This is a genomic window from Pseudomonas sp. TYF_14, from assembly GCF_043105275.1.
GTDB lineage: Bacteria > Pseudomonadota > Gammaproteobacteria > Pseudomonadales > Pseudomonadaceae > Aquipseudomonas > Aquipseudomonas alloputida.
The window spans coordinates 242,219-263,604 of record NZ_JBICLK010000032.1 but is presented as its reverse complement, the minus strand read 5'-3'; the positions used below and the strand labels follow the sequence as shown (position 1 = coordinate 263,604).

Genomic DNA, 21,386 nt, shown 5'->3' with positions numbered 1-21,386 from the left:
AACAATCAACAATTCGGGAAGCCGACATGCAGCTCAAAGACGCTCAGTTGTTCCGCCAGCAAGCCTATATCAATGGTGAGTGGCTGGATGCGGACAACGGCCAGACCATCAAGGTGACCAACCCGGCCACCGGCGAAGTCATCGGTACCGTGCCGAAGATGGGTACCGCGGAAACCCGCCGCGCCATCGAAGCCGCCGACAAGGCCCTGCCGGCCTGGCGTGCCCTGACTGCGAAAGAGCGCTCGGCCAAGCTGCGTCGCTGGTTCGAACTGATGATCGAGAACCAGGACGACCTGGCTCGCCTGATGACCACCGAACAGGGCAAGCCGCTGGCCGAAGCCAAGGGCGAAATCGCCTACGCTGCCTCGTTCATCGAGTGGTTCGCCGAAGAAGCCAAGCGCATCTACGGTGACACCATCCCGGGCCACCAGCCAGACAAGCGCCTGATTGTCATCAAGCAGCCAATCGGCGTTACCGCGGCCATCACTCCGTGGAACTTCCCGGCCGCCATGATCACCCGTAAAGCCGGCCCGGCCCTGGCCGCTGGCTGCACCATGGTCCTCAAGCCGGCTTCGCAAACCCCATACTCCGCTCTGGCCCTGGTCGAGCTGGCCCACCGTGCCGGCATCCCGGCTGGCGTGCTGAGTGTGGTTACCGGCAGCGCCGGCGAAGTTGGCGGCGAACTGACCGGCAACTCCCTGGTACGCAAGCTGTCCTTCACCGGCTCGACCGAAATCGGTCGCCAGCTGATGGAAGAATGCGCCAAGGACATCAAGAAGGTTTCCCTGGAGCTGGGTGGCAACGCCCCGTTCATCGTGTTCGACGACGCCGACCTGGACAAGGCGGTCGAGGGCGCGATCATCTCCAAGTACCGTAACAACGGCCAGACCTGCGTCTGCGCCAACCGTATCTACGTGCAGGACGGCGTCTACGACGCGTTCGCCGAGAAGCTGGCCGCTGCAGTTGCCAAGCTGAAGATCGGTAACGGCCTGGAAGAAGGCACCACCACTGGCCCGCTGATCGATGGCAAGGCTGTCGCCAAGGTCCAGGAACACATCGAGGACGCCGTCAGCAAAGGCGCCAAAGTGCTGTCCGGTGGCAAGCTGATCGAAGGCAACTTCTTCGAGCCGACCATCCTGGTTGACGTACCGAAGACCGCTGCTGTCGCCAAGGAAGAGACGTTCGGCCCACTGGCGCCGCTGTTCCGCTTCAAAGACGAAGCCGAAGTCATCGCCATGTCCAACGACACCGAGTTCGGCCTGGCCTCGTACTTCTACGCCCGTGACATGAGCCGTGTGTTCCGTGTCGCCGAAGCCCTGGAATACGGCATGGTGGGTATCAACACCGGCCTGATCTCCAACGAAGTGGCGCCGTTCGGTGGTATCAAGGCTTCGGGCCTGGGCCGCGAAGGTTCCAAGTACGGTATCGAGGACTACCTCGAAATCAAATACCTGTGCATCAGCGTCTGATAGCACGGTAAAGGCTTTACCTCTGCCAGCGGGGCGCGAGAGCGACGTCTCGCTGGCCTTTTTTACATTGCAGTACCTGGTGGCCAGGGCGTTCACGACAGTCGATCAACGAATACTGTTCGCGAGCACTCCCAGCCGCCCCCGAATAAAAGCGCCATTCCTGTCGGCGCAATGAGGGCATTATGAGCAAAACCAACGAATCCTTGATGCAACGTCGTGTAGCTGCCGTCCCACGTGGCGTCGGCCAGATCCACCCGATCTTCGTCGACACCGCGAAGAACTCGACCGTGATCGACGTTGAAGGCCGCGAACTGATCGACTTCGCCGGCGGCATCGCAGTACTGAACACCGGCCACCTGCACCCGAAAGTAGTTGCAGCCGTGCAAGAGCAGCTGACCAAGGTCAGCCACACCTGCTTCCAGGTGCTGGCTTACGAGCCCTATGTAGAGCTGTGCGAAAAGATCAACAAGCTGGTCCCAGGCGACTTCGACAAGAAGACCCTGCTGGTCACCACCGGCTCCGAAGCCGTTGAAAACGCCGTCAAGATCGCCCGTGCTGCCACTGGCCGCGCTGGCGTCATCGCCTTCACCGGCGGTTATCACGGCCGTACCATGATGACCCTGGGCCTGACCGGCAAGGTCGTGCCGTACTCCGCTGGCATGGGCCTGATGCCAGGCGGCATCTTCCGCGCCCTGTTCCCGAGCGAACTGCACGGTATCAGCGTTGACGACGCCATCGCCTCGGTCGAGCGCATCTTCAAGAACGACGCCGAGCCGCGCGACATCGCCGCAATCATCCTCGAGCCAGTACAAGGCGAAGGCGGCTTCCTGCCAGCGCCGAAAGAGCTGATGAAGCGCCTGCGCGCCCTGTGCGACCAGCACGGCATCCTGCTGATCGCCGACGAAGTACAAACTGGCGCTGGCCGTACCGGCACCTTCTTCGCCATGGAACAGATGGGCGTTGCGCCTGACCTGACCACCTTCGCCAAATCCATCGCTGGCGGCTTCCCGCTGGCCGGTGTGTGCGGCAAGGCCGAATACATGGACGCCATCGCGCCTGGCGGCCTGGGCGGTACCTACGCCGGTTCGCCGATCGCTTGCGCCGCGGCCCTGGCCGTGATCGAAGTGTTCGAAGAAGAAAAACTGCTGGACCGCAGCAAGGCTGTGGGTGAGCGCCTGACCGCCGGCCTGCGCGAAATCCAGAAGAAGTACCCGATCATCGGCGACGTCCGTGGTCTGGGCTCGATGATTGCCGTCGAAGTCTTCGAGAAGGGCACTCACACCCCGAACGCTGCTGCTGTTGGCCAGGTTGTCGCCAAGGCTCGTGAAAAGGGTCTGATCCTGCTGTCTTGCGGCACCTACGGCAACGTCCTGCGTATCCTGGTTCCGCTGACCGCCGAAGACGCGCTGCTGGACAAAGGCCTGGCCATCATCGAAGAGTGCTTCGCTGAAATCGCCTGATGTGACGCGCTTCAGAAAAAACCCGCCTAGGCGGGTTTTTTTTATGCCCAGATAAGCCGTGTGGCGCTATGGTTATCGGAGGACTGGCTTTGGAAGCTGCGACGGACTGTGTGTCAGGTTATTCAGGAGTAGTTGGCGATGAGCGCTGCAGCCCCCACCCCACCAAGCGTACTGATTGTCGAAGGCGATCCTTGGGTACGGGACATGCTCAGCGAGATGCTGCTCAGCGTGCGCTGTGACGCCCGCCTGCAGGTATGCGCGGACGGCTCGCAGGCGCTCAGTGCCTTGTCCAGCAAGCCTGACCTGATCATCGCCGCCCGTGAGCTGGCCGGTGTCGACGGCCTCGACCTGCTGCGCAAGGTGCGCGCCAAAGGGCCAGGGGTGCCGTTCATTCTCATGAGTAACCGCAATGACAGCGCCAGTGTGCGCGAAGCGCTGCCCCTGCACCCCACGGCGTACCTGAGCAAGCCGCTGAACCTGGATAACCTGCGCAAGCGCCTGCAAGAGTTGCTGCTGGCCGTTGGCGAGGAGATCGCCTGCCCGGTACCGGCGTTGCAGGCGGGGGCCACCCTGTCAGCCTACCTTGAGCAGCGTCGCGCTACCGCCGATGGTGGGCCGCTGCTGGCCGATGTGCAGGTTGCGATCAATCGAGCGCTGAACCCCCAGGGCCTGAACCTCAGGGTGCTCGAAGAGGAAGTGCGTAACGATCCGCAAGTTACGGCGGTGCTGATCGCTGCCGCCAATAGTGCGGCATTGCACCGTGAAGCCCCGGTGCAGACGTTGCTGCAGGCCCTGAACAAGCTTGGCAGTACCCAAAGCATGAACCTGATCCTGGGCATGACCCTCAAGCGCAGCGCACGCCTCAGTGACCCACTGTTGGCAGAGCACGCAGCCCGTTACTGGGACCTGTCACTGCACACTGCCGAATATGGCCGCACCTTGGCGCGCATGCTCGAACTGGACGAGGGACGATGTTATTGCGCAGGCTTGCTGCATTGCCTGGGCGACCTGGCGGTGTTGCGCTGCCTGCAAGAGTGGCGTTTGGCCGGGGGGGATCTGGACGAGCGCAATGTGCAGCAATCGCTGGAAGAGTTTGGTGCGGCGTTCGGCTCGGCGCTGCGTACTCGCTGGCGTTTGCCGTTGGCACTGCGCGAGTTGATCGCTGCGATCTACCAGTTGGGCGGTGGCGTTTACTCGCGGGAGATCCTGGCCATGAACCTGGCTGGGCAGTTGTCGCGGTTGCCGGCTGAGCAGGGGCTGGAGAAGGTGGCCAGCGGCAAGACGGCGCGGCTGCTCAAGCTTGGCCTGCCGGAGCTGAGGCGGTTGCGCAAGGTGGAGAATCCGGAAGTAAAGCCGCAGGAAGAACCGCCGGTGGCTGGGGCCGAGGTTTCCAACTGAGATTCGGGGGCCGCATTGCGGTCCTTCGCGGGCTTGCCCGCTCCCACAGGCCCTCGAATACCGGCCAAAGCCAGTGCCCGTGCCGCCTGATCAGCCGCGGACTATCTGGTTCTTGCCCTGCCGCTTGGCCTGGTACATTGCCGCATCGGCCCGCGCATACAGGCTGTCCAGCGCCACATCCTCATCGGTCAGCCCGGTCAACCCCTGGCTCACCGTCACCCCGTACGTCTGCTGGCCATGGCTGAAGCTCAAGTGCTGTATCTGCCGTTGCAAGCGCTCGGCAATCTGCTCCGCGATTTGGGCGGTACAGCCGGGAAACACCGCCGCAAATTCTTCGCCGCCAATTCGTCCGAACAGGTCGCCCCGGCGTAGCACGGCCTTGCCGCTGTCGGCGATGTGTTGCAGCACCTGGTCGCCTTCCTGGTGGCCATAGCTGTCATTGATGCGTTTGAAGTCGTCGATATCCAGCAGCAGGAAAGCCAGCGGTGTACCGTCCTCGCGTGCACTGTCGAAGGCTTGCTGAGCACATTCGAAAAAGTGCCTGCGGTTACTGCTCTGGGTCAGCACGTCGGTGGTGGCCAGGCGCTGCAGTTCGCCTTCAAGCTGCTTCTTCTCGGTGATGTCTTCGGCGATACCGACAATGATTACCCGGTCGCCATCGTGCTGCTGGTTGATGTAGCACTTGTCGCTCAGCCAGCGCAGTTGCCCGTCGGCATTGAGGATGCGGTACTCGCGGTCTTCCACCGCGCCCTTGAGCAGTACCTGGGCCAGGCTACGTTCGGCGAACTCGAGGTCGTCGGGGTAGATGCTGTCACGCCATTCGTTGTAGTCAGCCAGCACCAGGCTGACCGGGCGGCCGAAGATGCGCTCGTAGGCTGGGCTCACGTACAGCACCTGACGGGTTTCCCAGTCGAAGGCCCAAAGCACTGCGTTGACGCTGTCGAGCAACGAGCTGAACAGCTGATCACGCTCACTCAGGCGGGCAACCTCACCTTGGGCGTGGAGCAACGCCAGTAAAGTCTGGGCAGCTTCGGGAGGAGGGGTGCCGGGGAAAATCGTTGGAATGTTCTTGGCCATGTGCACGGAGCAGGTCTCAACGTGAAAGCGTGCGGCCAACATCCGGCCCGCCACGCAGGCGATATTCCGGATTCGAGTGGAGAGGCGGGGACGAAGTTCCGAACGGCACGCCCCATTGCGGGGCGTGCCGATCAACGGCGGTCAGGCGCCGGTCGGGCGCAGCGAGTAAGTCTTGAGTTGTGCTGCGAAGTCGCGCAGTGCCTGGATGCCGCTGGTTTCGGCCTCGTGTACCCAGTCTTTCATGGCTGCCAGCATGTCGTGGCCGTTGGCACTGGTGCGCGCCCAGATCTGCTGCAGGGCCAGGCGCTTTTCGTAGATGGTTTTCAGTGCCTGGCTGTGTGCGAGCATGGACTCGATGCGCACGTGGTGGCGGTCTTCCAGCAGGCTGGTTTCGCGCGAGAGCAGCCGTTTGGCACGGCGGAAGCGGTGACGCACCGAGGCGTCGACACGGGCCAGTTCCTGTTTCACCAGCGGGCCGATCACCAGCTTGCGGTACTGGGCCATGATCTGGAAGCGGTTGTTGAGGATGGCCATGGCGGTGTCCATGTCCAGGCTGGCCTTGCCGGCCACCCGGTGGGCGATGGGCGCCACGCGCTGCACCTTGGCCAGACGCAGCAGGCAGAACAAGCGGATCCACGCCCAGCCCATGTCGAACTCCCAGCGTTTGACCGAGAGCTTGGCCGAGTTGGGGTAGGTGTGGTGGTTGTTGTGCAGTTCTTCACCGCCGATGACGATGCCCCAGGGCACCAGGTTGGTGGCGGCGTCGCGGCATTCGAAGTTGCGATAGCCCAGGGCATGGCCCAGGCCGTTGACCACCCCAGCGGCCCAGAACGGAATCCACATCATCTGCACCGCCCATATGGTGATGCCTATGGTGCCAAACAGCAGCAGGTCGATTACCGCCATCAGTGCGATACCGCCCAGTTTGTAACGCGAGTACAGGTTGCGCTCGATCCAGTCATCCGGGCAATTCTTGCCATAGATGCGCAGGGTTTCGGGGTTGCGCGCCTCTTCACGGTACAGCTCGGCACCTTTGCGCAGCACTGTGCCCAGGCCCTTGTACACCGGGCTGTGCGGGTCGTCGGGGGTTTCGCACTTGGCGTGGTGCTTGCGGTGGACGGCGGTCCACTCGCGGGTGTTCTGCGCCGTGGTCAGCCACAGCCAGAAGCGGAAGAAGTGCTTGAGCGCGCCGTTGAGCTCCAAGGCCCGGTGCGCGGAGTAGCGATGCAGGTAGACCGTGACGCTGACAATGGTCACGTGGGTCATCAACAGAGTGATGCCGACCAGTTGCCAGGCCGACAGGTCGAGCAGGCCGTTATACCACATAGGTGCAAATACCCTCGAAATGCAGGGGGAAGGGCTGATTATCCCTTGGCGGGGAAATAAAACCAGTCAACCGTTGAGATAGGAGGTCACGACATGTTTCAGCCTTTATAATGCCCACTCCTTTTTGATGGCCTTTCCCACCCGACATGTCTGTTTCCGTTCGCGACGCCTTGCGCATGGCTGCGCTGTATGTGGTGCTCTCGATCCTCTGGCTTGCGCTGGCGGAGGTGATGCTGCACAGCATGACTGACGATCCCTTGGCACTGACCGTGGGGCGGCAGATCAACGTGGTGGTCTGGGTGCTGCTCAGTGCCTTGCTGATCTATGTGTCGCGCGTGCGCCTGCTCAATTTCATCGGCCATGGCGCGCGTTTGCGTTGTGAAGACCGTGAACGGCTGCGCATGGCTGCCGCAGTGTTCGACAGTACCCTCGAAGGTGTGCTGGTGACCGACCGCCAAGGCCTGATCGTGCACGTCAATCGTGCCTTCATGCGCATCACCGGCTACCAGCAGGATGAGGTTATCGGCCAGCGCCCGAGCAAGTTCAAGTCGGGCCACCATGGCCTGGCCTTCTACCAGGAGGTTTTCGCCACCCTGGCCGAGAAGGGCGAGTGGAGCGGTGAAATCTGGAATCGGCGCAAAAGCGGCGAGATCTACCCGCAGTGGCAGACCATTTGCGCCATTCGTGATGACGAGGGTGAGCTCAGCCATTACGTGGCGGTGTTCAGTGACATCAGCGCCATCAAGCATTCGGAGCAGGAGCTTGCCTACCTGGCCCACCACGACCCGCTGACTGGCCTGCCCAACCGCCTGCTGTTTACCGACCGGGTGGAGCAGGCATTGGCGGCGGCGCAGGCCAACAAGCGCGGTTGCGCCTTGTTGCTGCTGGACCTGGATCACTTCCAGAGCATAAACGACGGCCTGGGCCATACCATTGGCGACCAATTGCTGAAGCTGGTGGGCGAGCGTCTGGGGGAGGTGTTGGGTAACGGTGTGACCCTGGCGCGCCTGGGCGGCGACGAATTCGGCGTGTTGGTCGAGAACTGCCAGCAGGTCGGCCAGGCGGGCAAGCTGGCGCAGTGCATCATCGAGCGTATGCGTGAGCCGTTTCAGTTCAACGGCAATCGTCTGTTCATCAGCGCCAGCGTCGGAATCAGCCTTTACCCCAGCGATGCCTTGGGTGCCGAGCAGTTGCTGCGCAATGCCGACTCGGCGTTGTACAAGGCCAAAAGCAACGGGCGGGCCTGCTATGCGCTGTACACCGAAGAGCTGACCGCCCACGCCCAGCATCGGGTCGAGACCGCCGCTGAATTGCGTCGGGCCCTGGAGCAGGATGAACTGCGGGTGTACTTCCAGCCGGTACACGACCTGGCATCAGGCCGACAGGTCGGGGTCGAGACGCTGGTGCGCTGGCAGCACCCCAGGCGCGGCCTGGTACCGCCGGGCGAGTTCATCCCGATTGCCGAACGCACCGGCCTGATTGCCGAGATCGATACCTGGGTGCTGCAACAGGCCTGTCGGCAAATGGTGCAGTGGCAGGCTCAAGGCCGGCAGCTGGCATTTGTGGGGGTGAACATCTCCAGTCGCCTGTTTGGCCAGCATGAGCTGTATCGGCAGGTAGCCGAAGTGCTGCACGACACCGGCCTCGCCCCGGCCTTGCTGGAGCTGGAAGTGACCGAAAGCGCGGTGATGGAAGACCCTGAGGTGGCGCTGGAGCAACTGCACCGCTTGCGCGAACTGGGGGTGACCCTGGCCATCGACGACTTTGGCACCGGGTATTCGTCACTGCTGCGGCTCAAGCGTTTGCCGGTGCAGAAGCTGAAAATCGACCAAGGGTTTGTGGCTGGGTTGCCAGTGGATGAAGACGACATCGCCATTGTGCGGGTGATCATCGCCTTGGCCCGTAGCATGGGGATGCAGGTGCATGCCGAGGGCATCGAGCAGGCGGAACAGGCCAGCTTCCTGCTGCAGGAGGAGTGCCAGTTGGGTCAAGGGTACTGGTTCGGGCGGCCAGTACCGGCTGAGGGTCTTCGCTGGGATTGAGAGCGGGCTGCAACGCAGCCCAGGATTTCAGCGCTTGTTCAAGCCCTTCGCCAGGCGGTCCCCGCCCAGCTGGATCAACGCCACTAACGCTACCAGCATGGCGATCACGGTCAGCATGATCTGGCTGTCGAAACGCTGGTAGCCATACCGATAGGCGATATCCCCCAGCCCGCCGGCACCAATCGCCCCGGCCATCGCCGACGAGTTGATCAAGGTCACCAAGGTAATGGTGAAGCCCCCGACGATCCCCGGCAGCGCCTCGGGCAACAGTACATGCCAGACGATGTGCCAGCGCCGGCAGCCCATGGCCTGTGCGGCTTCCACCAGACCATGGTCGACCTCACGCAGGCTGACCTCGGCAATCCGCGCAAAGAACGGTGTGGCGGCAATGGTCAGCGGCACCACGGCCGCCCACACACCATAAGTGGTACCCACCACCAGGCGGGTGAATGGAATCAGCGCCACCATCAGGATCAGAAAGGGAATCGAGCGGAACAGGTTGACGAAGGCGCCCAGCACCCGGTTCAGCAGCCGCGCCTCGAAGATCCCGCCCTTGTCGCTGGTCACCAGCAGCACCGCCATGGGTACACCCACCAGCAGGGCGATCAGTGACGAAACCCCAACCATCAGCAGCGTATCAAGCAAGCCTTCCAGCAGGCGATCAATCCACATGGCCCAATACCTCCACGTCCTCGGCCCAACGGCGGGCACGTTCCAGCAATTGATGGGTGTCGTGCGGCGAGTGTTGCACCGAGAGGATGAGTTGCCCCAAGGCACGTTCGCCGATGGTTTCCACGCCGCCCTGCAGCAGACGCACACGCCCGCCCAGGTCGTTGAAGAGGGCAGACAGCTCTGGCTCGCCAAGCACCGTCAGTTTCAGCACTACGGCGCTATTGCCGCTCGCCGGGCGGGCCTGGAGGCTGGCTTGCAGTGCGGCGGGTAGCTTGGCCTGCAAAGGGGCGAGCAGGGTGCGGGTAACCTCGTGACGAGGTGAACCAAACACCCGCCAGACCTCGCCCTGCTCGACCACTGCGCCGCGTTCCAGCACCACAACCCGGTGGCAGATGTCGCGAATCACCGCCATTTCGTGGGTGATCAGCACGATGGTCAGGCCCAGGCGCTGGTTGATATCGCGCAGCAGCGCCAGGATCGAGGCGGTGGTTTCCGGGTCCAACGCCGAGGTGGCCTCGTCGCACAGCAGGATCTCGGGGGTGTGCACCAGTGCCCGGGCAATGCCCACGCGCTGTTTCTGCCCGCCGGACAGTTGCGCCGGGTACACGTGATGTTTTTCCTGCAGGCCGACCAGTTCCAGCAACTCGCGCACCTTGCGCTGGCGTTCGGCTTTTGCCACGCCGGCGACTTTCAACGGCAACTCGACGTTCTGCCACACGGTCTTGGCCGACATCAGGTTGAAGTGCTGGAAGATCATGCCGATGCGCCGGCGCAGGGCCACAAGCTGGTCCTCATCGAAAGGCGCGATATCCACCTGGTCGATCAATACGCGGCCCTGGCTGGGTTGCTCCAGGCGGTTGATGGTGCGCAGCAGTGATGACTTACCGGCGCCGCTGCGGCCGATGATGCCGAAGATCTCGCCATGGCGGATGTTCAGGTCGATGCCTTGCAACGCCGGTTGCACCTGGCCCGGGTAGGTCTTGCCCAGGCCGATGAAGCGCACGTGGGCTTCATTGACCTCGGGGCGCAGGGCCTGTTCCCTGGCCATTGGCGGCAGTACTTGGGGTGTAGGCGCCCTGAGCGCGCTGGCCTGGCTCATGTCAGCCTTCCCAGCCGGCTTGGTAGAGCTTGCCGTGAGCTTTGTTCAACGCAGCGCGCACCACTGGCGAATGCTGGTAGATGTCGACGAACTTGGCCTGGCGTGGGTCGTCCTTGCTTGGCGGGCGAATGACGAACTGGATCACGTATTCCTTGTTTTCCAGCCCATCGAACAGCAACGCCGAGGTGGCATCGAAGGTGTTGGCCAGGCGGATGTAGGCCGGGTAACCCTGCACCAGGTCGGCGTCGTCGTAGGCGCGTACCAGTTGCACCGCCTCGACCTGAAGGATCTTCAGCTTTTTAGGGTTGGCGAGGATGTCAGCCTCGGTGGCCTTGTAGCCCACGCCGGGCTTCAGGGTGATCAACCCGGCCTTGGCCAGCAGCAGCAGGCCACGGCCGCTGTTGATCGGGTCGTTGGCGATGGCCACGCTGGCGCCTTCAGGCAGCTCGGCAAAGCTTTTGTACTTTTTCGAGTACAGGCCAACGTTGTTGATGATGCCCGGGGCGTAAGGCACAAGGTTGAAGCCTGCAGCAGCCTTGGCGTTTTCCAGGAACGGGATGTGCTGGAAGTAGTTCACGTCGATGTCGCCGCTGTTGAGGCTGACATTGGGCGCAATCCAGTCGCTGAACTCGATCAGCTTCACTTCCAGGCCTTGCTTGTGGGCTTCTTCCACCGCGGCTTCCAGCGGAATGGCAAAGGCCGAGGTGGTACCGATCTTCAACGGCTCGGCAGCAAGGGCACCGGCGCACAGGCCGAGGGTGATGGCAATGGCCGCGACGGGCCGGAACAGTTTCTCAAGCATGGTGCAGGGCTCCAGTCGGGGCAGGGGTAAAGCGGTAAGCCGAGCCAGGATGGTCGGCGGGTAAGTGCGGGTGGTCGGCCTGGAACAGTTTTTCGCGCAGGGTGCCTTCGGTGTAGGCCGTCTTGTAACGGCCACGCTGCTGAAGTTGCGGGATGACCAGCTCGATGAAGTCCTCGAAGCTCTCCGGAGTGACGGTGCGGGTCAGGTTGAAACCGTCCAGGCCGGTTTCATCGATCCACGCGATCAACTGCTCGGCCACCTGTTCAGGCCCGCCGACCAGGGTTACGTAGCGGCCGCCCAGGGCGTGCTGTTGCAACAGGCGCCGGCGAGTCCAGGCGTTGTCTTGCAACTGGCGCGTGGCTGACTGGATGGCGTTGCCCTGGCTGAAGGCAATGGGTTCGTCCAATTCATAGGCGGCGAAGTCGATGCCAGTGGACGCGGCGAAGTGCGCGACGCCCGCTTCGGCGCTGGCGTGGCGCAGGTACTCGGCATGTTTGGCCTGGGCCAGTTGCTCGGTGGCCGCAACGATCACCGTGATGCCCATGAACACCTTGACCGCCTGCGGGTCGCGGCCGGAGGCCTGGGCGGCCGCGCGAACCTTGTCGACCTGGGCGCGGGTGGCTGCCTTGTCCTGGCCACTGATGAACACGCATTCGGCATGGTTGCCGGCGAAGGCCAAGCCACGCGGCGAGCTGCCGGCCTGGAACAGCACCGGGGTGCGCTGCGGTGAGGGCTCGCACAGGTGGTAGCCTTCGACCTTGTAGAACTCGCCCTGGTGCTGAACCTTGCGCACCTTGTCGGGCGTGGCATAGACGCGATGCTCGCGGTCGGCGACCACTGCGTCATCGGCCCAGCTGCCTTCCAGCAGCTTGTACAACACCTGCAGGTATTCATCGGCCTGGTCGTAGCGGCGATCATGCTCCGGTTGCTGCGCCAGGCCCATGGCCCGGGCAGCGCTGTCGAGGTAGCCGGTGACAATGTTCCAGCCCACCCGGCCATTGCTCAGGTGGTCGAGTGTGGAAAGGCGCCGGGCGAACAGGTACGGCGCCTCGTAGGTGAGGTTGGCGGTAAGGCCAAAACCCAGGTGACGGGTGACCGCAGCCATGGCGGACACCAGCAGCAGCGGGTCGTTGACTGGCAGCTGGATCGACTCCTTGAGGGTGACGTCCAGTGACTGGCCGTAGATGTCGTAGGTGCCGACGATGTCGGCAATGAAAAGCCCGTCGAACAGGCCGCGCTCCAGCAGGCGTGCCAGGTTGGTCCAGTAGTCCAGAGTCTTGTACTGGGTCGAAGTGTCCCGTGGGTGGGTCCACAGACCGTGGTTGATGTGCCCGATGCAGTTCATGTTGAAGGCATTGAGCAGAATCTGCTTGGCCATCAGATGGTCCCCCGGCGTGGCGGGTTGGCATCGTTGAGGTAGTAGTTGCCGATGGCGTGGTACTTCCAGCGCACCGGATCATGCAGGGTGTGCACGCGAGCGTTGCGCCAGTGGCGGTCGAGGTTGTGTTCGGCCAATGTTGCCTGGCTGCCGCCCAGTTCGAACAGGGTGGTACCGGCGGTGAGGGAAATTTCGGTGCTGATGGCGCGTGCTTCGGCCACGGCAATGGAGGCGGCGGCCACGTTGTCGGCAGTGCTGTCGTTACGGGCGCGGTCGAGGTATTCGCCTGCGCGCTCCAGCAGGGCTTCGGCCGCGTGCAAGCGGATCGCCAGATGGCCGAAACTTTTCAGCGTCAGCGGGTCATCCGTGGCCTTGTCCAGGCCGGAGTCGACCCACGGACGGCTGCGGGTGCGCACGAAGTGCAGGGCGTCTTCATAGGCGGCGCGGGCAATGCCGGTGTCGATGGCGGCATGGAGGATCTGCGCCAGCGGGCCAACCGGGGTGGGGCGCTCGAAGGCGCTCTGGAACGGCACCACGTCCGCTGCGCTGACGTACACGTTATCGAACACCACCGAACCGCTGCCGGTGGTGCGCTGGCCGAAGCCGCTCCAGTCGTCGATCACCTGCAGCCCCTGGCTGTCGGCCGGGACGAACGCCAACTGTTGTATGCCTTGTTCATCCACGACCGAGGTTGGAATGCGCTGGGCATAGATGGCGCCTGTGGAATAGAACTTGCGCCCGTTGATGCGGAAACCGTCGCCGTCACGGCTCAGGCGGGTGGTGCGCTCGTGGGCGGTCTTGGTGCCCAGCTCAGCCAGGGCATTGCCGAAACGGCGGCCGGCCAGCACCTCGGCGTACAGGCGCTGTTGCTGTTCGGGGCTGCCGTTTACCCGCAGCACTTCCAGACTGTAGAAATGATTCTGCGGAATCTGCCCGAGCGAACCGTCGGCCTGCGCGATACGGGCGATGACCTTGGCCAGGGTGACGTTGGACACGCCGGCACCGCCGAAGGCTTTGGGCACGCTGATGGCCCACAGGCCGGAGCGGGTGAACAGCTCGAGTTCGGCGAGCGGCAGGCGGCGCTCGCGGTCGCGCAGGGCGCTGTCGCGGCGCAGTTGCTGGGCGATGTCTTCGGCGACGGCCAGGGCTTGGGCGTCGCTGGTGATGATAGCGATTGTCATGGAGTTCTCCGGGGGCCGCTTTGTGGCCCTTCGCGGGCAAGCCCGCGAAGGGCTGCGCAGCAGCCCCAAAGGCAGCAAATCAGATCCAGGAATGCCGTGCAGGCAGGGTGCCGTTAAGGTGGTAAGCGCCCACCGCGTGGTACTTCCAGCGCACCGGGTCGTGCAGGGTGTGCACCCGGGCATTTCTCCAGTGGCGGTCGAGGTTGAACTCGGCAAGGGTGGCGCGGCTGCCGGCCAGCTCGAACAGCTTTTCGCTGGCCTGCAGGGCAATCTCGGTGGTCAGCACCTTGGCCTCGGCCACCGCAATCGAGGCCCGTGCCGCGCTGGCTGCGTCGATAGGCGCAGCATTGACCTCGTCGAGTACCCGAGCAGCTTTGCGCAGCAGCGCTTCGGCGGCGTGCAGCTCGAGTTTCAGGCGGCCGATGTCGGCAATTACATAAGGGTCGTCACTGGCACGGTCGACGTTGGCTTCAATCCACGGCCGGGACTTTTCGCGCACGAACGTGATCGCATCATCGATAGCCGCTTCGGCGATGCCGGCGTCGATCGCCGCCTGGATCAGCTGCGAAGCGGCGCCCTGAATGTTGGGGATATCGCGCTGGCGCCAGTTGTCGATCACCAGTTCCGCGTCAACCGGCACCTGGTCCAGCAGCACGGTACCGCTGGCGGTGGTGCGCTGGCCGAACCCGGACCAGTCATCGACAATGCGCAACCCCGGGCTTCCCCGGCGCACGAATGCCAGGCGCTGGCGGCCTTCATCGTCTAGGGCTTTTACCGCCACCCAATGGGCGAACAAGGCACCGGTGGAGTAGAACTTCTCGCCACTTATGCGGAAGCTGTCGCCGGCGCGCGTGATTCGGGCCTTGAGGGTGAGGGTATCCCTGGTGCCACGTTCAGGCCCGGCATTGCCGATGCGCCAGCCGTCGAGCACGCTGCGGAAGATCAGCGCTTGCTGCGCCTCGCTGGCCGTCAGACGCAGCAGTTGCAGCATGCCGAACTGGTTCTGCGGGATCTGCCCCAGGGCGGGGTCGGCGGCGCTGATCAGGCGGAACACTTCTGCGACGGTTGCGAACGATACGTCGGGGCCACCGTAGGCCTTGGGTACGGTGATGCTGCCCAGACCGCTGCGGGTAAACAGTTCGATTTCGGCCCAGGGCAGTTTGCGTTGCTGGTCGCGTCGGGCAGCTTGCTCACGGGCAACCTCGGCCAGCTCGCGGGCCGCTTGCAGGGCTTCGGCGTCGTTGCGCAGTACCTTGGCCGGCAGCAGCGGGGGCGAGCTGTCGAGATCGCTATGGAATTGGGTGTTGGCTTGGCTGGGCATCAGTGCCGCTCCTTGGCTGCACTCAATGCCCTGGCGTTACGCACTGGGGTGATTGTGATCCTGACCATTCCTGACCTCACAAAATAGTTATGTCGCTACAGCTGATCGCGACAGACGTGTGCTGGTCCGGTGGTCCGGTATATATACCCTAATGATTTATAAAAATTTTATGAACTAACTTTTTGGAATATTTATAGAAGGGGGATTGGTTACAGAGGTGCCGGCCTCTTCGCGGGTAAACCCGCTCCTACACACATGCCTCAAGATCTGTGCACTGTAGGAGCGGGTTTACCCGCGAAGGGGCCGGAACAGGTTTACTCGGAGGCCGCAGTCCCGAGGAACTTGCGCAAGAACTGCCGCGTACGCTCTTCCTTCGGCGCTGCAAACAGGGCCTTGGCCTCGCCTTGCTCCACGATCACGCCTTTGTCGAAGAAGATCACCCGGTTCGCCACGTCCCGGGCAAAGCTCATCTCGTGGGTGACGATGATCATGGTGCGCTTTTCCTCGGCCAGGCCTCGGATGGTCGCCAACACTTCACCGACCAGCTCCGGGTCTAGCGCCGAGGTCGGTTCGTCGAACAGGATTACCTCTGGTTCCATGGCCAGGGCACGGGCGATGGCCACGCGTTGCTGCTGGCCGCCGGACAGGCGCCGTGGGTAGGCGTCTTCCTTGCCCGCCAGGCCGACTTTGGCCAGCAGGCGCCGGCCAAGCTCGATGGCCTGCTCGCGGGGCGTCTTCTTGACGATCACCGGCCCCTCGATCACGTTCTCCAGGGCGGTGCGGTGGGGGAACAGGTTGAAGTTCTGGAACACGAACCCGGCCTGCTGGCGCAGACGGCGAATCGCACTCTGCTGCCCGCCCAAAGGGCGGTTGGCATCGATACTGATGGCGCCGATCTGGATCTGCCCGGCATCGGGGGTTTCCAGCAGGTTGAGGCAGCGCAGGAAGGTGGTTTTGCCCGAGCCACTGGGGCCGATGATGGCCACCACTTCACCGGGCTGCACGGTCAGGTCGATACCGTTGAGCACGGTCTGGCCCTTGAACCGCTTGGTCAGGCCTTTGACTTCAATCATGCTCAATGCTCCTGGTCATGCTGGTTGACCCGCGCTTCCATGCGGTTCTGGAAGTGCGCAAGGATGCTGCACAGCACCCAGTAGATGACCGCGACCGCCACGTACATGGTGAACACTTCGAACGTGCGCGCGGTAATCAGCTGGGCTTGGCGGAACAGCTCGGGCACCTGGATGGTCGCCGCCAGGGCGGTGTCCTTTACCAGCGAGATGAAGCTGTTGCCCAGCGGTGGCAACGCGGTGCGCAAGGCCTGTGGCAGGATCGCCCGGCGCATGGCTTGCACGCGGGTCATGCCGATGCTGGCGGCTGCTTCCCACTGGCCCCGGTCGATCGAGGAAATGGCTGCGCGCAGGATCTCGCAGATATAGGCCGCCATGTTCAGCGACAGGCCGATCAGCGAAGCGGGGATCGGGTCGAGCTCGATGCCGATTTGCGGCATGCCGAAATAGATGACGAACAGCTGCACCAGCAGCGGCGTGCCGCGGAAGAACGACACGTAGACCCGCGCCAGCCAGTTCAGCGGCAGAATCTTCGACAGCCGCATCAGCGCCAGGGCAAAGCCCAGCACCAGACCGAAGAACATGCCGCCGACACTGAGCAGCACCGTATAACCCGCGCCCTTCAGCAGGAAGGGCGCGGAGTCGACAACGAGTTGCAGGCTTTCAGCGATCATTTGGTGACATCGGCACCGAAGTACTTCTCGGACAGCTTGGCCAGCGTGCCGTCAGCTTTTAGCTTGTCGATGGCCTTGTTGATGGCTGCCAACAGTTCCGGCTCACCTTTGCGCATGGCCACGCCGCTTTCCAGGCGCGAGAAGGCATCGCCGGCAAGTTGGGTGTCCTTGGCTTTCTGCGCGTATTCCAGCGCGGCCAGGCGGTCGATCAGGATGGCGTCGATGCGGCCGTTGCGCAGGTCAGCGAACTTGCTTGGGTCATCTTCATAGGTGCGCACATCGGCTTGCGGCACGTCCTTTTTCACCCACTGCTCGTAGTTGGTGCCAAGGCCTACGCCGACCTTTTTGCCGGCCAGGTCCTGTGCGCCCTTGATGTTCAGCTGCTCGGCTTTCTTCTTCAGGATCAGTGCCTGGATGCCGGAGACAGTGTAGGGCTCGGAGAAGTCGTACTTTTTCTTGCGCTCCTCGGAAATGGTCACCTGATTGACCACTACATCCAGGCGTTTGGATTCCAGCGCGGCGAGGATGCCGTCCCACTTGGTCGGCTGGATCTTGGCCTTGACCCCCAGCTCCTTGGCCAGCAGCTCGGACAGCTCCACTTCGAAGCCGGTCAGTTTGCCGTTTTCGTCCTGGAAGCTGAATGGCGGGTAGGTGCCCTCGAGGCCGACGTTGATGACGCCTTTTTCCTGGATGGTCTTCAATTGCTCGCCGGCGAAAGCCTGACTGAGCAGGCCGGCACCCAGCAGGAGGGCCAGGCTGGCGTTGAGTAGCGGTTTGGCGAATTTCGACATGGCAGAGCCCCGCGCTTGTTGTCTAGGTAGTGAGGTGGCGACTATAGGGTTGGCTGATTAGGCCGGGAAATACTAAAAAATCACTTTAATATTCCCTTTTTTGATTTTTGCCAGGTGCTGGCTGCTTTGAGGGTAGGCGACGATACCCACTCCGTCATCGCGGCTTATGCCTGACTTAGCGCAGGATGGAATAAAGCGTTGTTTTTTCCAAGCCTCGGATTTGCCGTAAAGTGGATTGCATGCAGGCAGGTTAGGCCCTTTCGCGGGCCTGGCAACAAAATCAGATGGCCTATACGGCAGGAGAACACCGTGAGCGAACAACCTTCATCCGCGCATTGGCAGTTGCAGAGCATTGTCACTGGCCTGCGCGGAGCCCGTGAGCAATGGCGCACCCGCAATGGCCGCAGTATTGGCGAGCAGGGCGGGCGTGAGCTGCCGTCGCGCGAAGCGATGCGGCAGATTCTGGAGCAACTGTGCGGGGCGCTGTTCCCCATGCGCCTGGGGCCAGTCGACCTGCGCGAAGAAAGTGAAGACTTCTACGTCGGCCATACCCTGGATGCCGCGCTGACCGCCTTGCTGGCCCAGGCTCGTCTTGAACTTCGCTACGCAGCACGGCAGAGCAAGGCTGAGCTGGCGGGCGTCGACGCCCGTGCGCTGAGCCTGATCCAGGGCTTTGCAGCTGCGCTGCCGGAACTGCGCGTTCTGCTCGACACCGATGTGCTGGCCGCCTACCACGGCGACCCGGCGGCACGCAGCGTCGATGAAGTGCTGCTGTGCTACCCGGGCATCCTGGCGATTATCCACCACCGGCTGGCGCACCACCTGTACAAGGCTGGGCTGCCGCTGCTGGCGCGCATCAGTTCGGAGCTGGCGCATTCGGCCACCGGTATCGACATTCACCCCGGGGCGCAGATCGGCCCGAGCTTCTTCATCGATCACGGTACGGGTGTGGTGATTGGTGAAACCGCGATCATCGGCGAGCGCGTGCGCATCTACCAGGCGGTGACCCTGGGCGCCAAGCGTTTCCCCAGCGATGAGTCGGGTACGCTGCATAAAGGCCTGCCACGCCACCCGATCGTCGAGGACGATGTGGTGATCTATGCCGGGGCCACGGTGCTGGGGCGTATTACCATCGGCAAGGGTTCGACCATTGGCGGTAATGTGTGGCTGACTCGCAGTGTGCCGGCTGAAAGCAACATTACTCAGGCCAACCTGCAGCTGGATTGCCAGGACAAGAACTGATCCCGCATTGCAATTTCCTGTGCTGGCCTCTTCGCGGGCAAGCCCGCTCCTACAAAGAACATACCAATGTAGGGGAGGGCTAACCCGCGAAAAGGCCGGAGCAGGACGACACCAATCAGCGCCCCAATTCGCATTGAAATCCGATCCATGTTTAACTTGAACGCTTGTTCAATGAAAAAACGCTGGTCCGCTGCCGGTGTTCAACAGGAGGATTCCTTTGCTGAACCCGTTCATTCCGAACCTCACGTCATTCGACGAGGTGCACGCCCTATGAGTGCACCAAACCCTTCCCTTGCCAATGGCAAGATCCGCATGAACCCCCCGGTGTTCTACTTTGCGGCGAGTTTCATCCTCATCTTTGGCCTGGTAGTCATCTCCAACCCGCAAGCCGCAGGTGACTGGTTGCTGGCAGCGCAGAACTGGGCGGCCAACACGGTCGGCTGGTACTACATGCTGGCGATGACGCTGTACCTGGTCTTCGTGGTGGTCACCGCCTTGTCTGGCTACGGCAAGATCAAACTCGGTGCCGACCACGACGAACCCGAGTTCAGCTACCTGTCGTGGGCCGGCATGCTGTTCGCCGCCGGCATCAGCATCACGCTGTTCTTCTTCTGTGTCTCCGAACCGCTGACCCACATGCTGCAACCGCCGCAAGGCGAAGCCGGCACGGTCGAGGCCGGGCGCCAGGCGATGCAGATCCTGTTCCTGCACTGGGGCCTGCATGGCTGGGGGGTGTTCGCCTTCGTCGGCATGGCATTGGCCTATTTCGCCTACCGGCACAACCTGCCGCTGGCCCTGCGTTCGGCGCTGTACCCGCTGATTGGCAAGCGCATCAACGGCCCGATCGGTTATGCGGTGGATGGCTTCGGCATCATCGCCACGGTGTTCGGCCTGGGCGCCGACATGGGCTTTGGGGTGCTGCATCTGAACGCCGGTCTGGACTACCTGTTCGGTATCAGCCACAGCCAGTGGGTGCAGGTGATCCTCATCACCCTGATGATGGGCGCGGCTGTGGCCGTAGCCGTGGCCGGGGTGGAGAAGGGGGTGCGGGTGATGAGCGACATCAACCTGTTCCTGGCCTGTGCGCTGCTGCTGTTCGTGCTGTTCGCCGGGCCTACCCAGCACCTGTTCAACACGCTGATCCAGAACCTGGGCGACTACCTGGGTGCGTTGCCGCGCAAGAGCTTCGACGTGTATGCCTATGGTGAAAACCGTGGCTGGCTGGGCGGCTGGACCGTGTTCTACTGGGCCTGGTGGATTGCCTGGGCGCCGTTCGTGGGCCTGTTCATCGCCCGCATCTCCCGTGGCCGTACCATCCGCGAGTTCGTCTTTGGCGTGCTGCTGATTCCGCTGGGCTTCACCCTGGCGTGGATGTCGATCTTCGGCAACAGCGCCCTGGACCAGGTGATCAACCACGGCATGACCGCACTGGGTCAGTCGGCGTTGGACAACCCATCGATGAGCCTGTACCTGCTGCTGGAAACCTACCCCTGGAGCAAGGCAGTGATCGCCACCACGGTGTTCATCAGCTTCGTGTTCTTCGTCACCTCGGCCGACTCGGGCACCGTGGTGCTGTCGACCTTGTCGGCCAAGGGCGGTGACGCTGATGAAGACGGGCCGAACTGGCTGCGTATCTTTTGGGGGGCGATGACTGCACTGATCACCAGTGCGCTGTTGTTCGCTGGCAGCATCGATTCGCTGAAGTCGGCAGTGGTGCTGACGTCGCTGCCGTTCTCGCTCATTCTGCTGTGCATGATGTGGGGGCTGCACAAGGCGTTCTACCTGGAGTCGCAGCGGCAGATCGCGCAGATGCACTCGCTGGCCCCGTTCGCCCAGTCACGTCGCGGTCGTGGCGGCTGGCGCCAGCGCCTGAGCCAGGCGGTGCACTTCCCGTCGCGTGATGAGGTGTACCGCTTCATGGATGATGTGGTGCGCCCGGCGATTGCCGATGTGCGTGAAGTGTTCGAGCAGAAAGGCCTGGTACTGATTACCCAGGACGACCCTAGCCATGACAACGTCAGCCTGAAGATTGGCCATGGCGAGGAACAGCCGTTCATTTACCAGGTGCAGATGCGTGGCTATTTCACACCATCGTTCGCCTTGGGGGGGCTGGGTACGCAGGAGTTGAAGAACCGCCGCTATTACCGGGCGGAGGTGCACCTGAGCGAAGGCAGCCAGAATTATGACCTGGTGGGCTACAGCAAGGAGCAGATCATCAACGACATCCTCGACCAGTATGAGCGGCACATGCAGTACCTGCACCTGGTCCGCTGACCAAGCTCTCCTGTCCTGGCCTCTTCGCGGGCTTGCCCGCTCCCACAGGCACGGCACCGGTTTCGAAACCTGTGTGTACCTGTGGGAGCGGGCAAGCCCGCGAAGAGGCC

Annotated in this window: 17 protein-coding genes; 6 read left to right on the top strand and 11 right to left on the bottom strand. The window is 62.7% G+C overall.

Annotation, left to right across the window (positions count from 1 at the left end):
- Positions 1-26 precede the first annotated feature (26 nt).
- The 3 genes from gabD to ACF8O8_RS10270 all read left to right on the top strand — a co-directional run bounded on the left by gabD (position 27) and on the right by ACF8O8_RS10270 (position 4,327).
- Entirely contained in the window at positions 27-1,469 is a 1,443-nt protein-coding gene (gene gabD / locus ACF8O8_RS10280; RefSeq protein ID WP_010951596.1) for an NADP-dependent succinate-semialdehyde dehydrogenase, read from the top strand.
- Between the two features lie 182 nt (positions 1,470-1,651).
- Complete coding sequence (gene gabT, locus ACF8O8_RS10275; protein ID WP_003255866.1) at positions 1,652-2,929, top strand: 4-aminobutyrate--2-oxoglutarate transaminase; 1,278 nt, start codon at positions 1,652-1,654, stop codon at positions 2,927-2,929.
- A 138-nt stretch (positions 2,930-3,067) separates the two neighbouring features.
- Positions 3,068-4,327, top strand: a complete 1,260-nt coding sequence (locus ACF8O8_RS10270; RefSeq protein WP_392509631.1) for an HDOD domain-containing protein — start codon at positions 3,068-3,070, stop codon at positions 4,325-4,327.
- A 90-nt stretch (positions 4,328-4,417) separates the two neighbouring features.
- Here the strand turns inward: ACF8O8_RS10270 and ACF8O8_RS10265 are convergent, their stop codons facing one another.
- Complete coding sequence (locus tag ACF8O8_RS10265) at positions 4,418-5,446, bottom strand: GGDEF domain-containing protein (RefSeq protein WP_392509630.1); 1,029 nt, start codon at positions 5,444-5,446, stop codon at positions 4,418-4,420.
- 99 nt (positions 5,447-5,545) lie between these two features.
- Complete coding sequence (gene desA / locus ACF8O8_RS10260; RefSeq protein WP_010951599.1) at positions 5,546-6,730, bottom strand: delta-9 fatty acid desaturase DesA; 1,185 nt, start codon at positions 6,728-6,730, stop codon at positions 5,546-5,548.
- 146 nt (positions 6,731-6,876) lie between these two features.
- Here desA and dibA point away from each other — a divergent pair, with 146 nt between their 5' ends.
- A complete protein-coding gene (gene dibA, locus ACF8O8_RS10255; protein ID WP_392509629.1) occupies positions 6,877-8,772 on the top strand; it encodes a phosphodiesterase DibA in 1,896 nt (631 codons plus the stop codon).
- A gap of 27 nt (positions 8,773-8,799) precedes the next feature.
- On the opposite strand, the gene ACF8O8_RS10250 is transcribed toward dibA, so the two are convergent.
- The 9 genes from ACF8O8_RS10250 to tcyJ form a co-directional block, all read right to left on the bottom strand.
- Positions 8,800-9,444 (bottom strand): methionine ABC transporter permease, encoded by a 645-nt coding sequence (locus ACF8O8_RS10250; RefSeq protein ID WP_010951601.1) that lies wholly within the window; start codon positions 9,442-9,444, stop codon positions 8,800-8,802.
- Positions 9,434-10,543 carry a methionine ABC transporter ATP-binding protein gene (locus tag ACF8O8_RS10245; RefSeq protein ID WP_392509628.1) on the bottom strand — a complete coding sequence of 370 codons (1,110 nt, stop codon included), beginning with the start codon at positions 10,541-10,543 and terminating at the stop codon, positions 9,434-9,436. Before ACF8O8_RS10245 ends, ACF8O8_RS10250 begins: the two co-directional genes overlap by 11 nt.
- A 1-nt stretch (position 10,544) precedes the next feature.
- Positions 10,545-11,345, bottom strand: a complete 801-nt coding sequence (locus tag ACF8O8_RS10240) for a MetQ/NlpA family ABC transporter substrate-binding protein (protein WP_392509627.1) — start codon at positions 11,343-11,345, stop codon at positions 10,545-10,547.
- The gene (locus ACF8O8_RS10235; protein ID WP_392509626.1) at positions 11,338-12,723 is read right to left on the bottom strand and encodes an LLM class flavin-dependent oxidoreductase; all 1,386 of its coding nucleotides are present in this window, start codon (positions 12,721-12,723) and stop codon (positions 11,338-11,340) included. Before ACF8O8_RS10235 ends, ACF8O8_RS10240 begins: the two co-directional genes overlap by 8 nt.
- Positions 12,723-13,904 carry an SfnB family sulfur acquisition oxidoreductase gene (locus tag ACF8O8_RS10230; protein WP_350298385.1) on the bottom strand — a complete coding sequence of 394 codons (1,182 nt, stop codon included), beginning with the start codon at positions 13,902-13,904 and terminating at the stop codon, positions 12,723-12,725. The genes ACF8O8_RS10235 and ACF8O8_RS10230 overlap by 1 nt, the downstream gene beginning before the upstream one ends.
- Positions 13,905-13,983: 79 nt before the next feature.
- Positions 13,984-15,225, bottom strand: coding sequence for an SfnB family sulfur acquisition oxidoreductase (locus ACF8O8_RS10225; RefSeq protein WP_392509625.1), 1,242 nt, complete (start codon positions 15,223-15,225; stop codon positions 13,984-13,986).
- A 314-nt stretch (positions 15,226-15,539) separates the two neighbouring features.
- Positions 15,540-16,298, bottom strand: coding sequence for an L-cystine ABC transporter ATP-binding protein TcyN (gene tcyN, locus ACF8O8_RS10220; protein ID WP_010951607.1), 759 nt, complete (start codon positions 16,296-16,298; stop codon positions 15,540-15,542).
- A 2-nt stretch (positions 16,299-16,300) separates the two neighbouring features.
- Positions 16,301-16,969 carry a cystine ABC transporter permease gene (gene tcyL, locus ACF8O8_RS10215; RefSeq protein WP_003255849.1) on the bottom strand — a complete coding sequence of 223 codons (669 nt, stop codon included), beginning with the start codon at positions 16,967-16,969 and terminating at the stop codon, positions 16,301-16,303.
- Complete coding sequence (tcyJ, locus tag ACF8O8_RS10210) at positions 16,966-17,760, bottom strand: cystine ABC transporter substrate-binding protein (protein WP_014589324.1); 795 nt, start codon at positions 17,758-17,760, stop codon at positions 16,966-16,968. The genes tcyL and tcyJ overlap by 4 nt, the downstream gene beginning before the upstream one ends.
- A gap of 309 nt (positions 17,761-18,069) precedes the next feature.
- On the opposite strand from tcyJ, the gene epsC reads away from it, so the two are divergent.
- Together epsC and betT are read left to right on the top strand one after the other, a co-directional pair.
- The gene (gene epsC, locus ACF8O8_RS10205) at positions 18,070-19,002 is read left to right on the top strand and encodes a serine O-acetyltransferase EpsC (protein ID WP_003255846.1); all 933 of its coding nucleotides are present in this window, start codon (positions 18,070-18,072) and stop codon (positions 19,000-19,002) included.
- Positions 19,003-19,314: 312 nt separating this feature from the next.
- Entirely contained in the window at positions 19,315-21,276 is a 1,962-nt protein-coding gene (betT, locus tag ACF8O8_RS10200) for a choline transporter BetT (RefSeq protein ID WP_010951610.1), read from the top strand.
- Positions 21,277-21,386 lie beyond the last annotated feature (110 nt).